Origin of the sequence: Gordonia sp. CPCC 205515, from assembly GCF_048537925.1 — a bacterium.
Taxonomy (GTDB): Bacteria; Actinomycetota; Actinomycetes; order Mycobacteriales; family Mycobacteriaceae; genus Gordonia.
In genome coordinates, this window is sequence record NZ_JBCLVJ010000010.1 from 257,742 (window position 1) to 271,971 (window position 14,230).

Here is a 14,230-nt window from a genome sequence, read left to right on the forward strand (position 1 = left end):
CTGGGTGGTCAGGCGCTCAGCTCCGCTGGGCCCTTTTTCTGCTCCACAAACACGATCATGTTGGAGATCGTGTCGAGGTTCTGCGGGACGGTTTCTTCTTCGGAGATGGCAATGTCGAAGTTCGACTCGAGGAACTCGATCAGTTCGAGAATCCCGGTCGAATCGATCACGCCGGCCAGCATCAGTGACTCGTCGTCGCCGGGGAGTCGGTTCGAATCCCCGAACAAGTAGTTGGTGACTATGAAATTGACGACGTCGTCGCGGACCTGTGCCTGCATACCGTCCTCCATGCTTGGGCCATCGCCGGCTACCCGGGTGGTCAGTTTTCCATTACCCGGTTTTCGCAGAGGGGTCCGGAAGCGTTACATACATCCAGACCGAGCCAGGTAGCGCCAACCATAGCACCCAGTGGGGGCGTCGGACATGCGAGCGGGCGGCTGGTCGAGGAATTAATCTGAACAGGCGAAAACGTTAGCTGCAGCAACGAAAATCGAAGGCCCATGAGACTGACGGACGAGCAGTATCCCCATGCTGTGGTTGGTCGTTTTGTGAGACTTCCAAAGGATCGATGGTCAACGCTGCTCGAGCACAGAGATGCTCTGTGAGGGATGACAATTCGTTCGAATAGCGCACAATAAGTAGCGTTCGGTGATGTGATCTAAACGGGAGAGTAAGGTTCGGCGAGTACTCAACAACGCCGCACCGGCCAGTGTGCAATGGAGGGGTGCTCAGGCACCCTTCGCGCAAACGGATGGAATCAGGGGAGAGCATGCAGGCGCCTATCCACGCTAATGACACCGCGGTAGCTATCGAGTTACGTGACCGGTTGATTGCCGACGGGTTGCTCGTACCGACTAGCGAACCCGGTGTCTACGGATTCGGCAGTGGCTTCGAAGAGGTCGTCACGATGGTGACCGACGCTCTTGATCGGACCGCCCAACGGGCCTGTCCCTCGCCGCCTGAGAAGTTCGAGTTTCCGGCAATCGTTCCGCAGGCGGAGTTTCGTCGGTCGAATTATCTCGATGCTTTTCCTCAGCTCGCGGGACTCGTCAGTTGCCTACCCGATGTTCCTGCATCGGCTCGCGCCCTCGGTTCCGCCGATGCCGCTGATGTCTTCGAACATGCCGGATTGGCAATGATCTCCGCTGCATGTCACCCGTTGTATTCCATGCTGGCGGATTCCGAAGTGCGGCCACGACGGATGTTTACGGTGACCGGGCGTTGCTTCCGTCATGAGCCGGCCGCAGACCCGATGCGGATGCAGGCGTTCCGGATGCGTGAGTACGTCGCGGTCGGGACCGAGTCGGAGGTCGCGGAACTCGCGGATAGGTGGTCTGACGCTCTCCCGCAGATGTTCACCGAACTGGGTCTGGACGTCACGACCGAACTCGCGAACGATCCGTTCTTCGGTAGAACCCGACTGATGCTCGCCGCGATGCAGCGAACTCTCGAACAGAAAGTCGAGTTCGTCAATCAGGTGCATCCGGGCCAAGATCCCACTGCGATCGCGTCGGTAAACAGGCCCGGCACGCATTTCGGCGACCTCTTCGCGATCACCGCGGACGGTCAGCCCGCGCACACCGTGTGCGTTGCATTCGGGATCGAACGAATTGCCGTGGCGTTGTTGGCGCATAAAGGCTTTGAAGGTGGGCGAATCCGCGACTGACACTCGTCAGCGTGCCGTTCGGCTGCTGTCGTCGCGTTCCCATGCGCTGGTGCTGCGCGCGGCACGGTATCTCGCGATCGTGGCGAGTGCCAGATATACAGCCGCGTCGACTGCTGATCGGGCACCGCGGACGGACTTGACGACTGCAGACGCTGTGGCGCCCCCGGTCTTCGGTGCTATAGCCGGATTACGCTCGGCCAGTTCGGCATTGCCGCGGTGATGCCGGGTGAGGACCGTGAGTAAACCCGCGGTTGTGGTGGGGGTCGTCCACACCGATGGGTCGGTGTCAACCACGGTCTTCTCCTCGCTGGAGAACAGCGAGTCGACAAACTTGTCATCACCGGTGACGTCTGGGAACGGACCAAATCGGTCGTGGCCCTTCTTGTTCAGACCGTAGACACCTGCCCACCAGAGCGCGTCACGGTGCAGTGGCATTCGCGCGCGGGCGCGGTAGTAGCTTCGGACAACGGCGTCGGCATCATCGAGACCGTATCGAAAGGACGGCCGAGCGGCGAGGACATCACCCTGATCCAGCCGGTCGAGGACGGAAAGTACTGCGCGACTAGTGATCTCGATATCCGCGTCGAGGTATAGGCGCGGCCAGAGCGTGGCGGTCTCGTCTCCGATGTTCAGTGCGAGGGGTTTCGATCCGGTGGGAATCTCGACGACGACCGTCCCTGGGACTTGTCGAGCGCGCTCTGCAGTGTCGTCGGTGCACCCATTGCAGACCACGATTAACTCGATGTAGCCATCAACGGCCGCCTGGCTCAAGGGGGTCAGGGTCTGCTCAATAACGGCGGCCTCGTTGTAGGCGGGCACGATGACGGAGCCTCGTTGTCTTGAGCCCGAGATGAATTGACTGGTCATGCGTCGAGTGGCTTTGGGCAGCTGCTCCCAGCTGCGGCAATTGAGGACAATGCCAAGCCTGCGTCGGTGCGTTGGATCATAGGCTCGAAGGAACTCAGTGAGCGCGACCAGTATCCGGAAGACGGATGTATGCAAGCGGCTGTGGAAATGTCTGAAGTACCGAACTCGGTTGACTGCCAGCAAATCTCCGAGGGCGGGTGATGTACCGGAGCCGCCGAGTTCATGAGCGACCGACGCTGCCGGTTGGTACCTGATTCGCTTGCCCTGCTCGCGAATCCGGCGGAAATACTCGATCTCTTCGGAGTATAGGAAGTACTCCTCATTCCACGGCCCGACTCGGTCTGCGACGTCGGCGGGGATCATGAGCGCAGCGCCAGTCGCCCAATCAACGTTGTGCGGTCGTTCGTAGCTTGCTGGTCGATAGTCGAACTCGGAGAGCGCTGATGGTCGCGCTGTCCAAAGCTTTCGTCCGAACAAAGCGTCACCGAACATCCTGGTCACCGAGGGCTCGAAACGAAGAGACGGATAGACGCTGCCGTCGGAATCCAGAATCGACGGGACGACCGCGCCGATCGATGAGTCCGATTGCATCGTTGCCAACATTTCCGCAACTGAGCCAGGACGGACTCGGAGGTCGGGGTTGAGAATCAACAGCGAATCGCAGTCGCCGCACGCGTTATGTGCGGCGTTGATCCCGCCCGCGTATCCCAGGTTCCCACCGGTGTCGATGGCGATCACATCGTCGTGCTGACGCACGATCTCCAGGGTGCCGTCTGCTGATTGGTTGTCGGCGACGACCACTCTGATGCGGGTTTCTTGCGCTTCATGGCGTAGGTCTCTGATCAACGCTTCGATGTCAGACCCGCTGTTATATGTGACGATGATTACGCAAACATCTGCGTGCGTCGTCTCGTTGACGAATCGTTCAGTGTGTGAAGGCATTTACCTCGCCGCCTGTGTCACGTACGGATCGCCCAGCATGACGTGACTCTAGCCCGGATTGCTGTGCAGGGCTGGGCCGTCAGTAGTAGTAAGGAAATGAATCCCAGTCTGGAGATCGTTTCTCGAGGAACGCATCCCGTCCCTCAACTGCTTCGTCGGTCATGTATGCCAGCCGCGTCGCTTCTCCAGCGAAGACCTGCTGACCCATCAGACCGTCGTCGGTGAGGTTGAAGGCGAACTTCAGCATGCGCTGTGCCGTGGGTGACTTGCCGTTGATCTTACGGCCCCACTCGATGGCGGTCTTTTCCAAGTCGGCATGGGCGACAACACGATTCACGGCACCCATCTGGTGCATCGTCTCGGCGTCGTAGGCCTCTCCGAGGAAGAAGATCTCGCGCGCGAACTTCTGTCCGACCTGCTTGGCGAGGTAGGCGCTGCCGTAGCCAGCGTCGAAGGACCCGACGTCGGCGTCGGTCTGTTTGAAGCGGGCGTGCTCGCGGGAGGCGAGGGTCAGATCGCACACGGAGTGCAGGGAGTGACCGCCGCCGGCGGCCCAGCCGTTCACCACGCATATGACGACCTTCGGCATGGTGCGGATCAGCCGCTGGACCTCGAGGATGTGTAGGCGGCCGCCCTCAGCCTCTACTCGGGCGTCGTCGACACCCTCGACACCGGCCGCGGCGACATCGGAGTCGTGACTAGTGGCGTACTGGTAGCCCGACCGGCCGCGGATACGTTGGTCGCCGCCGCTGCAGAAGGCCCAACCGCCGTCCTTGGGGCTGGGGCCATTTCCGGTCAGCAGAACGGTGCCGATGTCGGGGGAGCGGCGAGCGTGGTCGAGGGCGCGGTACAGCTCGTCGACCGTATGCGGGCGGAAGGCGTTGCGGACCTCGGGACGGTTGAAGGCTATACGGACGATGCCGTATTCACGTCCCTCGCCGGTGTGGCGGTGGTAGGTGAGATCGGTGAAGTCGAACCCGGGGACCGTCCGCCAGGCGTCCGGGTCGAAGGGATTCGCAGTAGCATTGGGGCCGGCAGCACACATGAATGTCAGCCTAGCGACCTGTAAATCTGAGACTGATCAGGCTCTCATTTGCGAAACACAGACATGACTTTCATATATCAAAGATCATTGCAACATGCCGGTTTCTTTGCCACAGTAAGAACATGTCGGGTTGGATCCTATTGGCGATTGTGCTCACCACGTGGGTCACGATTTCGCTGGTGGGTGCCATCTGCGTCGGGCTCGTCATCCGTCAGCGCGATGATATGGAAGCCCCGCAGCACGTGCACTTCGACCAACGCTGATCGAGTTTCTCTGCGCAATTTGCGGGCGGGTCGTCCGCAGTTCGAAGCGTGGTCGTTAGGCTCTCACAATGACCGACGGGACCGTGCGCGATACCTCCACCACTACCGATGATGATCCCCACGAAGGCGGCTTCCGCCCGCACTCGGCCATCACCACCGACCGTGGCGGTCCGCACTACGGCGAGTTCAGCGAGCAGGTCCGCACCCTCATGGACAATGCCCGCTACGCATGTCCCACCGGCGACCTGACGGACGAACTCATCGCTGATCTCAAGGCGATCAACGAGAAGCTCGCCGCGGTTCGTATCGACGAGTGGCATTCACCGGCGGGTACGCGCATCGATCTGCCGTCACGTGGAAACATCACCCTCCCGCCGTACGAAGTCGACGAGGTCAACGACGACGGTGTCATCGCCACCGTCACCTTCCGCGACTTCCACCTCGGCGGCAACAACGCCGCCCATGGCGGTCAGATCGCGGTGGCGTTCGACGACCTCGGGGGCTTTGCGTCGGCGGTGGCCACCCAGGCGGTCTGCCGCACCGGCTATCTCACCGTGCACTACCGGTCGATCACGCCGCTCAACACACCGTTGCAGCTTCACACCTGGGCGGAGAAGGTCGACGGTCGCAAGGTCTCGATCAGGGGCACGCTCAGTGATGGCGAACGGTTGTGCGCGGAGATGGAAGCGCTGTTCATCAAGTTGAAGCCGGGGCAGCCGTAGGACTTCGGAGGTGTGGGTGCCCGCTTCGACTCGACCTCTCGGCTAGCGCCTCGGGGTCGGCTCAACGGGCGGACGGGATCAGCGCAACTCGACGGCCTCCAGCGTCGTACCCGCGGCACGGAGTCGTTCGGTCAGCACGTCGCCGATCGCCGCGGCCGTGGTGAGCACACCGGTGCGCGCCGGCAACTTGTCCCGTTCGAGCGCCAGGGAGAGTGCGCTCTCGGCGAGCATGACCGCGGTCGCCTTGTAGCCGGGGTCGCCCTGCATCCGCATCTGTGAACGGTAGCGGCGGCCGGTGCTCGTGGTGGTGTAGGTTTCGGTGACGAAAAAGCCCTTCTCGCGGGTCTTTTCGTTCGGGCCCTCGCCGGGCTTTGGCAGGAGCCGGTCGAGGAGCTTGCGCGTCGGGCCGAAACTCATTGCGGCCAAACCGACTCCGGTGCCGACGGTGACGACCCCGGCGATCAGTGCGGACAGGCCCGGTGTGCTGCCGACCGCCATCGCCTCGCCGTAGTGGAAGTCCTTGCCGTAGGCGCCGTCGAGCAAAGCGTTGCTACGCCGCACGATTCGGGTGTTGTAGGACGCCATGAAGAACGGGGCCAGCGTTCCGCGCAGCGACGGATCGACCTTCTTGGCGCTGACCGGCGAGATGTCGCTGGGTTCTGAGGACAAGCTTGCGCGCGGGGTGTCGGTGGGCGTCCCGGACAACGCCTGCGGGTTCATCAGCAGCCGACGGGTTTCGGCATCCTTGGACTGTTCGGCGATCACCCGCATCGAATCCACGGTGCCGCCGGAGACTCCGCCCTTGAACGACTTCACGATCATCGTCGTGTCGGTGAGGGTGCCGGCGTCGTCGTCGGCGATCTTCTTGTAGAGCGTGTAGACGCCGAGATCGGAAGGGACGGAATCGAATCCGCACGAGTGGACGACGCGGGCACCGGTGGCGACGGCGGTGTCGTGGGCCTTGGCGATGGAGTAGTGAACGAACGGGACCTCGCCGGTAAGGTCGACGTAGTCGGTGCCCGCTGCGGCCGCGGCGACCACCAGTGCTTCGCCATAACGCAGGTAGGGTCCGACCGTGGTGCAGACGACGCGGGTGCGCGCGACCATCGCGTCGAGCGCGGCCGGCGACGATGAGTCCGCGACGACCAGCGGCCAGTCGTGGGCGGTCTTCGGCAGGCGTTTGCGGGTGGCGGCGAGCTTGGTCTCCGACCGCCCGCCGAGCGCGACCTTGGTGCCGGTCGGTGCGTGGTCGGCGAGGTAGCGGGCGGTCAGCTCGCCGACGAAGCCGGTGGCGCCGTAGACGATGATGTCGAACTCGCGGTCGGTGCTTGGTGTGGTTCCCCCAGTCATGGGTTCGACTTTAGCGGCAGGTCGCCTCGTTTCGACACGCTCGCTCGGCTGGCGCCTCGCGGAGCTGCTCAACGAGCGGGTGAGGACGCTGGCGGCTGGCGCCTCGCGGAGCTGCTCGGCGAGCGGGGGTGTGGACGCTCGCTCGGCTGGCGCCCCGCGGGCTGGTCAACGAGCGGCGGTGGGGCCTAATTCCCCAGCCGCTTCGCCGCCGCTCGGGCTGCGAATGGCGCCACGAACAGCATCAACAGCACCCGCAGGATCTGTGCGGCCACGACGAACGCGACGTTGCCACCGGCGGCCGTTGCCGCCGCGAGGACCGCGTAGATGCCGCCGGGGGTGGTGGCGAGGTAGCAGTCGAACATCGACTCGCCGGTCCACGCCGAGAGAGCGACGCCGAGGAGCGCGCAGCCGACGCCGATCGCCAGGATCAGGGCCAGCGCTGCGGGCAGTACCCGGCCGATCGCGCGGAGGCGTTGCATGGTGAAGCCGAGTCCGGCCTGCCAGCCGATGATGGCGTAGGCGAGGGTGAGCAGGATCGTCGAGACGGCGGCGTCACCGGCCAGGCCGGTCAGTTCGGCGACCGTGGCGATCGCCATGGAGCCGAGCAGGCCTGCGGCGGGCAGGTGGATGCGTCGTCCGACGGGGATGCCGATCCCGATGCACACCGCCAGCAGCAGAAGTCCCCACCCCTGTTGGGTCGTCGACGGCGCGGCGACGTCGCCTGCAGAGGCCGACGCCCCGAACACCAGCGACGCCACCAGGGGAATGGTCACCGTGACCAGCGCGACCCGCAGGTACTGGATGACCGCGACCATTCGCTCGTCGCCGCCGAGTTCGCGGGTCAGGACCACCAGGCCGGAGGCGCCGCCGGCCACCAGCGCGAGCGATCCGGTCAGCGGGTCGACGAGTTTGTGTAGTCCGAGAAACGCGCCGCCGGCGACCGACAGCGCCAGGGTGCCCAGGCCGATGACCAGCACCGGAAACCAGCTCGACCCCAGCCCGGACAGCGTTTCAGGGTCGGCCATGGTGCCGATGTAGACGCCGAGCACCCCTTGCGCGGCGAGCATGATCGGGCGGGGGATCGCGGGGGTATCCGGGTCGTCGTCGGTCGCTTCGGTGGTCTCGGCAACCTTGCGGCTGGGGGCGAAGCCGACGATGGCGAGAATCCCGGCGACCACCAGTCCGGCGAACAGCGCCGCAGCGTCCACATCGAGAAGTTCGAGAAGATATGTCGCGATCGCGGTGAGGAGGGCCAACACGATCCAACGACGCACTGGGTCGAGGGTAATGGGCGCCGCAGAGGCTCTTGCGGTGGGTGGTTTCGACCCGCGCTCGTCGTCGCGGCTCAAACATCGGCGGGGGACTCAAGCTAGTTCCTCGTCGAGCTGCTCAACCCGGGGTGGATGGGTTCCGACGTGAAGTGGTGACCGCTGTCGACGTAGATGCTCCCCTCAGCTCGGCTTAGCCCGGTCGAGAAGATCGGCAGTGGCCATTCCCTGCGGGAGCTGCAGCCGTGTCGCGACCCTGCGGGCTGGTTCCCGTGGCGGGCGGACCGTCCCGGTGGCTATCAGGGCCTCGAGCTCTCGGGGAGATCGGTGCTTCGCGAGGCCGAGATGCCGATCCACGGCCTCGCGAACAACATCCTGCTGCGACCGTCCCGTGCGCTCGGCCTCACGGCGAACGGCGCCTTGAGCCTGTGGGCTGAGTCGCAGGTTTATTGCCATGCAGAAACGGTACCGCTGCGATTCCGCTTAACAGAACTGCGCATTGGATGCGCCGCTCGGATTTGCGCCGCGTCACTGAATTTGTGCCACACCCACGTTCAGCGCGCCGAACGACTTCGGCCACGCGCCGTAGAACCGCTTGTTGGCGGTGATGCTGAGACCGGCGTCGGTGAGCTCGCGGGGGATGTCGCGGGTGAGGCGGCAGCCCCCGGCGATGCGTTGCTCGAGGGGATCGAGGCGGTGCTGCCAGCGGCGGACCTTTTCGTCGGGAGCGAGGCCATGCTCGAGGAAATGTAGGGTGCCGTCGTCCTTGACGACTCGTCGGACCTCGTGGAGTGCGGCCTGCAGGTCGGGGATGGTGCAGAGGGTGAAGGTGGACAGAGCGGAGTCAAAGGTGTTGTCGTCGAAGGGGAGTCGCTGTCCGTCGAGGCCGGCTCGCGTGATCGGGATGGTGGATTCCTTGATTCGGTCTTCGGCGAGGTGCCAGCCGCCGTCGGAGGGTTCGATGGCTGACACCCTGGTCACGGTGTCGGGGTAGGCGCCGACGTTGAGGCCCGACCCGAAGCCGAGTTCGACGACCTCGCCGTGCAGGCCTTCGCAGGCCCACTGGCGGATGGGGAAGAGGGCTTTGGCGCCGCATGTCAGGTTGATGACGCGGGGGAGAATGCGGTCGTCGTAGAAGCCCATGGGGTGAGGGTAGTGGGTGTATGTGGGTTCCCGTTTCGACCAGCGTCGGGCTCGCTGCGCTTGCTCGTCGCGCTCAACGGGCGGGGCAGCGAGCGGTTTGGACGGGCTCAGCCGCCGAAACGGGCCCGCTCTACTGTGGACGCTATGAACCCATCGACCCTGCAGGCCCGGGTCATCGTCGACGAGATGATCCGCGGCGGTGTGTCCGAGGCGGTGCTGTGCCCCGGCTCCCGGAACGCGCCGCTGGCGTTTGCGCTGCATGCGGCGGACTCGGCGGGGCGGTTGCGGCTGCATGTGCGGATCGACGAGCGGTCGGCGGGATATCTGGCGCTGGGGCTGGCGATGGCGTCGCGGCAGCCGGTGCCGATCATCATGACCAGCGGGACCGCGGTCGCGAACATGAGCCCGGCGGTGTTCGAGGCGAACTATGCGCGGGTGCCGTTGGTGGTGGTGAGCGCGAACCGGCCGTACGAGTTGCTGGGGTCGGGCGCGAATCAGACCGTCGAACAGTTCGGCATCTTCGGCACGCAGGTGCGCGCGACGATCAGCCTCGGCCTGGCCGAACAGGACCTCGACACCAACAGTCAGTGGCGCTCGGCGGTCGGGCGTGTGCTGGCCGCGGCCCGTGGTGCGCGCACCGGCAATGCCGGGCCGGTTCAGTTCGACATCCCGCTGCGCGAGCCCCTCGTCCCCGAAGCTTCCGACTCCGCATCCGATGACCTCGACAGCGGGGTTTTTGCCGGCCGTCCCGACGGGCTGCCGTGGACGCAGGCGCCTGTCGGCAAGCTCGACATCCCGCTGCCCATCGACCTCTCGCTCGACACTGTCGTCGTCTCCGGTCATGGTGCCGGGGTGCATCCGGCGCTCACGAACATCCCGACGGTGGCGGAACCGACTGCGCCACATGCTCATACGCCGCTGCATCCGTTGGCGCTCAACTCGATCCGACCGCAGCAGGCGATCATCTGTGGGCGCCCGACCCTGCATCGCGGGGTGTCGCGGCTGCTGGCCGACCCCGAGGTGCAGGTCTACGCACTGACCACCGGGCCGCGCTGGCCCGACGTGTCCGGAAACGTCTACGCCACCGGCACGCGCGCCGAGCCGGTCGGCGAGCCGCGCGAGGAATGGCTCAAGGAATGCGCCGACGTGCAGCAGCGGGTGCTGAGCGCGGTCGACGCCGAACTCGACGACCCGGCCGCCCCGACCGGCCTGCACGTCGCGCGCGTGGTGAGCGCGGCGATGCGACCCGGCGACCAACTCGTGGTGGGGGCGTCGAATCCGATCCGCGACGTCGCGCTGGCCGGACGGGTCACCGACGGGGTGCGGGTGCTGTCGAATCGGGGGGTCGCGGGGATCGACGGCACCAATTCGACAGCGATCGGGGCTGCGCTGGCGGTCGACTCCGGGCGCACGGTCGCGTTGATGGGTGACCTGACGTTCCTGCACGATGCGACCGGGCTGGTCATCGGACCGGGCGAGCCGCGGCCGTCGTCGTTGCGCATTGTGGTGGCCAATGACGACGGTGGTGGCATCTTCGGGCTGCTCGAGCAGGGCGACCCGCGATTCAACAGCGGACCGTACGCCGGTGCCTACGAGCGGGTGTTCGGGACGCCGCACCGCACCGACCTGGCGTCGTTGTGCGCGGGTTTCCATCTCCCGCATCGTCGGGTGACGGTGGGTGAGCTGTCGGCGGTGCTTTCGGAGCCGGCGCCTGCTGAGGGGATTGAGGTCGTGGAGGTGGCGACCGATCGCGAGCGGTTGCGTGCGGTGCATGCGGCGATTGCTGCGCGGGTGGGGTAGGGCGGTCATCTGTTCTGGTCGCACATTGCGGTTTGCCGAGCGACGGTATAGAGCCCGGTTCTGAGGCTCCTCGACATCGACACCGCCGGGGCCGGCCAATACTGCATTATTCGACGACATGGTCGGCTCGCAAGAAGCCCCGGCCGACGAGGTGGGGGAGGCCGGGGCTTCAAATGCCGCAGTTTGGGAACTGTGCACTCAGAATCGTACCGGCGCAGCTGATGCCGTGTCGGGGAATGGACTTTGCGACGGCACCGTAATCCAGCCTGGGTGACCTACAGGTGATGTCGGGATTTGTCACCCGGGGGGAGTCTTGTGGTGTCCGGTGAGTTGTGCCTGCATGGTTGCATCGGAATTGGTTGTTTGCCACAGTAAACGCCGTGACGGTGTGGATCGGGGTGGCGCTATTCCTGACGGTCTGGGCAACCGTTGCGATCACCGTCGCTCTCATGGTGGGTCGGGCAGCACGTCTGCGTGAGGAACGCGAACGCGTGGTCACCACCAACGACGACAACGAATCAGATGACGACCACCTCCCACCCCGCGACAGTCTGCCGTGAATCAATCGACCCTGGGTCAAGCGTCGGCTGAGGGCTGAGTTTCGGTGGCCTGCAAGGAAACGATGATGTCGCGCAGTGGTTGGGGCCGGCCGTAGTGAAAGCCTTGCGCGTAGTCGCAGCCCGCGGCGCCGACTGCGGTTGCCTGGTTGGTGGTTTCCACGCCCTCGGCGATGACTCGCATTCCGGCGGCGTGGACCATGGACACGATCGCGCTGAGAATGTCGTGGGCTGCCGTCGTCGTATCAAGGGCTTCAATGAATGCGCCCGCAACCTTGACGAAGGTTGCCGGCATCCGCGAGAGCTCGCTCAAGGATGCTGTGCCGGTGCCGAAGTCATCGAGAGCGACATGAAATCCCGCCGCCCGCACCTTCTGTAACGCATCTTGGAAGGTGTCGTCGCGGGGGATCACGGCGCTCTCCGTGATCTCCAAGCAAACTCGCGCGGGCTCGATGGCGAGGTCTTCTCCGATGCGGGTGAGGAATTTACCGTCGTGCAGAGTCCGCCGAGATACATTGATACACAACAGTGTTGATGCCAACTCCGGGTGTGTGGCGATATGAGTGGTGGCTGTACGAAAGACAAAGGTGTCGACGTCGTCGATGAGGCTGGATTCCTCGGCGATCGGAATGAACTCGCCCGGCGACACCACTCCCAGATCCGGATGTGACCATCGCGCCAACGCCTCGAGGCCGACGAGCTGTCCGGTCGCGCTGTCCACGATCGGCTGGTAGTGTAGTTGCAGCGGGTCATGTTCCCCGTCGAGCACTCGCCGTAGTGCTTCCTCGATCTGCTGGCGGCGCTGCCGCTCCAACAGGTGTCGCGGTTCGAACATGACTGAGACCGTCGGTGATCCTTTTGCCTGATAGAGCGCAATGTCGGCGTTACGCAGCAGCTCTTCGGCGGTGTAGCTCGACGATCCGGAATCGGTTGCAGTGGCGATGCCCACGCTCATATCCACGCTGCGCAGCGGCTCGGTGCGGCCGTTGATCCAGACGGGTCCGACCATGGCCTCGCGCAGACTGTGGGCAATTCTGTGGACGGTGGTGTCGACATCGCCGGGCGGCAGAAGCACGCCCAGAACGAACTCGTCGCCGCCGAGTCGTCCGGCCACTGATCCTGCGGGTTGGGCCCGGTGCAGTCGTTGGCCGACGGTGCGCAGTACCTGATCGCCGGTGGCGTGGCCCAGTGAATTGTTGACCAGGCTGAACCCGTCGAGGTCGATGTAGAAGACAGCGAAGACCGCATCGGAGTGCAGGGCGGCGAGCATCGTGTCGAGAGCTGTGATCAGGCCCGCCCGGTTGAGCAGTCCGGTCAGGTAGTCGTGGCTGGCGTCCCAGGCCAGTCGTGTCGCGGCCTCGTGTCGGTCGGTGACGTCGGTGAAGGAGACCAGGGCTGAGGGGGTGGAGTCATCGAGGTCGATGGGCCGGCAACTACAGGACAGCCACCGCGGGCCGCTGGGTGTGGTCACGGTCGCGGTGATGTCGCGGATCTCCCTACCGGTGGTCAAGCACGTCTGGATCGGTGAGTTGCGGTGATCAGCGAAGGTCATGGGCACCGTGTGTACCGCTGCTCCGGGTACCGCCTCGTGGCCCAGGAGAGTGATGGCGGCCGGATTGGCCAGTTCGATGACGCCGGCGCCACCGACCACGAGCACCGCCTGGTGCAGTGAGGACAGGACTTTTCCGAGTCGCTCGATCAGCGGACGGCGAGTGGCCTCAGCGACGATCAGGTAGCCGTCACCGGTGGAGGTGACCGAGATGTGCGCGACGAACGCCGTGCCGTCTGCGCGGTGGTGCACCTCATCGATCGTGCCGCCCACCGCGAGGATGGCGGCCGGGTCGATGTCGGCGCCGATCGCAGCGGCCACGGACGCGCCGATCGCGTTGTGCGCAGCATGCCCGTAGAGGTGTTCCGCGGCGGGGTTGAAGCTCTGCACCTGCAAGTCGAGGTCGATGCTGATCACCGCGTTGCTCACATGATCGAGGAGCGCGGCTTGGCGGCGCAAGGCGGCCTCGGCCTCCTTCGCCGCCGTCATGTCTCGAAGAATCACCTGGAACGCGGGCTCGCCATCCCACATGGTTCGCACTGACGTCACTTCCATGAGGCGGACCGCGCCGGTGGTATCGACCATCATGGTTTCTTCCGGCACGGTCGATGCGCCCGGACGGTCTCCCATACTCATGATCCGGTCCACCATCATCGGCACATGGTCGGGATGAACGAAATCGGTGATTGCCCGACCGACGACGTCACTGCGGTCAGAGACCCGCGCAAACCTCAGCGTCGCAGGGTTTGCGTACACAATGATCGCCTGCTGATGAACGACGATCGCATCGGGACTCAGCTCGACGAGAAGACGGTACCGCTCGGCAAGTGAGGTGTCATTCGGACTGGTCAAGGCGGTTGCTTGAGGTACTACCGCAGCTTCTGGAACCTCCCCACTCTCTGGTTCGTCCATGTCGCAAGCAGTCCTCTGTTGCCGGTCTCACCCTCGCGGGAAGGCACCTCAATTATCCCTCCCCGCGTGGTTGCGGAAGCCAATTCTGTTATTCGCACTCGCAAAGATTCTCTGTGAGGGCCATCGTTTTACCAGCATCTCAGACA

Annotated in this window: 12 protein-coding genes; 5 read left to right on the forward strand and 7 right to left on the reverse strand. The window is 64.5% G+C overall.

The genetic code is table 11. From position 1 onward, the window contains the following. Positions 1 to 8 precede the first annotated feature (8 nt). On the reverse strand, positions 9 to 278 hold the full coding sequence (locus AAFP30_RS16205) for a hypothetical protein (protein WP_419230984.1): 270 nt from the start codon (positions 276 to 278) through the stop codon (positions 9 to 11). 857 nt (positions 279 to 1,135) lie between these two features. Between AAFP30_RS16205 and AAFP30_RS16210 the strand changes: the two genes are divergently transcribed. Next, positions 1,136 to 1,666 carry an aminoacyl--tRNA ligase-related protein gene (locus AAFP30_RS16210; protein ID WP_419230985.1) on the forward strand — a complete coding sequence of 177 codons (531 nt, stop codon included), beginning with the start codon at positions 1,136 to 1,138 and terminating at the stop codon, positions 1,664 to 1,666. A gap of 6 nt (positions 1,667 to 1,672) precedes the next feature. On the opposite strand, the gene AAFP30_RS16215 is transcribed toward AAFP30_RS16210, so the two are convergent. Then, positions 1,673 to 3,475, reverse strand: coding sequence for a glycosyltransferase family 2 protein (locus AAFP30_RS16215; RefSeq protein WP_419230986.1), 1,803 nt, complete (start codon positions 3,473 to 3,475; stop codon positions 1,673 to 1,675). A 79-nt stretch (positions 3,476 to 3,554) separates the two neighbouring features. Then, a complete protein-coding gene (locus AAFP30_RS16220; protein ID WP_419230988.1) occupies positions 3,555 to 4,520 on the reverse strand; it encodes a 1,4-dihydroxy-2-naphthoyl-CoA synthase in 966 nt (321 codons plus the stop codon). A gap of 122 nt (positions 4,521 to 4,642) precedes the next feature. On the opposite strand from AAFP30_RS16220, the gene AAFP30_RS16225 reads away from it, so the two are divergent. Both AAFP30_RS16225 and AAFP30_RS16230 read left to right on the forward strand, forming a co-directional pair. Continuing rightward, on the forward strand, positions 4,643 to 4,783 hold the full coding sequence (locus tag AAFP30_RS16225; RefSeq protein WP_419230989.1) for a hypothetical protein: 141 nt from the start codon (positions 4,643 to 4,645) through the stop codon (positions 4,781 to 4,783). A gap of 68 nt (positions 4,784 to 4,851) precedes the next feature. Beyond that, positions 4,852 to 5,505 carry a PaaI family thioesterase gene (locus AAFP30_RS16230; protein ID WP_419230990.1) on the forward strand — a complete coding sequence of 218 codons (654 nt, stop codon included), beginning with the start codon at positions 4,852 to 4,854 and terminating at the stop codon, positions 5,503 to 5,505. Positions 5,506 to 5,583: 78 nt separating this feature from the next. On the opposite strand, the gene AAFP30_RS16235 is transcribed toward AAFP30_RS16230, so the two are convergent. From AAFP30_RS16235 to AAFP30_RS16245, 3 genes are all read right to left on the reverse strand, one after another. Next, complete coding sequence (locus AAFP30_RS16235; protein WP_419230991.1) at positions 5,584 to 6,855, reverse strand: saccharopine dehydrogenase family protein; 1,272 nt, start codon at positions 6,853 to 6,855, stop codon at positions 5,584 to 5,586. A 185-nt stretch (positions 6,856 to 7,040) separates the two neighbouring features. Then, positions 7,041 to 8,129, reverse strand: a complete 1,089-nt coding sequence (locus AAFP30_RS16240; RefSeq protein WP_419230992.1) for an AbrB family transcriptional regulator — start codon at positions 8,127 to 8,129, stop codon at positions 7,041 to 7,043. A 522-nt stretch (positions 8,130 to 8,651) separates the two neighbouring features. After that, positions 8,652 to 9,266 (reverse strand): class I SAM-dependent methyltransferase, encoded by a 615-nt coding sequence (locus AAFP30_RS16245; protein ID WP_419230993.1) that lies wholly within the window; start codon positions 9,264 to 9,266, stop codon positions 8,652 to 8,654. Positions 9,267 to 9,410: 144 nt separating this feature from the next. Between AAFP30_RS16245 and menD the strand changes: the two genes are divergently transcribed. Next, positions 9,411 to 11,066 (forward strand): 2-succinyl-5-enolpyruvyl-6-hydroxy-3-cyclohexene-1-carboxylic-acid synthase, encoded by a 1,656-nt coding sequence (menD, locus tag AAFP30_RS16250; protein ID WP_419230994.1) that lies wholly within the window; start codon positions 9,411 to 9,413, stop codon positions 11,064 to 11,066. Positions 11,067 to 11,446: 380 nt separating this feature from the next. After that, a complete protein-coding gene (locus tag AAFP30_RS16255) occupies positions 11,447 to 11,626 on the forward strand; it encodes a hypothetical protein (RefSeq protein WP_419230995.1) in 180 nt (59 codons plus the stop codon). 16 nt (positions 11,627 to 11,642) lie between these two features. On the opposite strand, the gene AAFP30_RS16260 is transcribed toward AAFP30_RS16255, so the two are convergent. Beyond that, complete coding sequence (locus AAFP30_RS16260) at positions 11,643 to 14,024, reverse strand: EAL and GGDEF domain-containing protein (protein ID WP_419230996.1); 2,382 nt, start codon at positions 14,022 to 14,024, stop codon at positions 11,643 to 11,645. Positions 14,025 to 14,230: the final 206 nt, after the last annotated feature.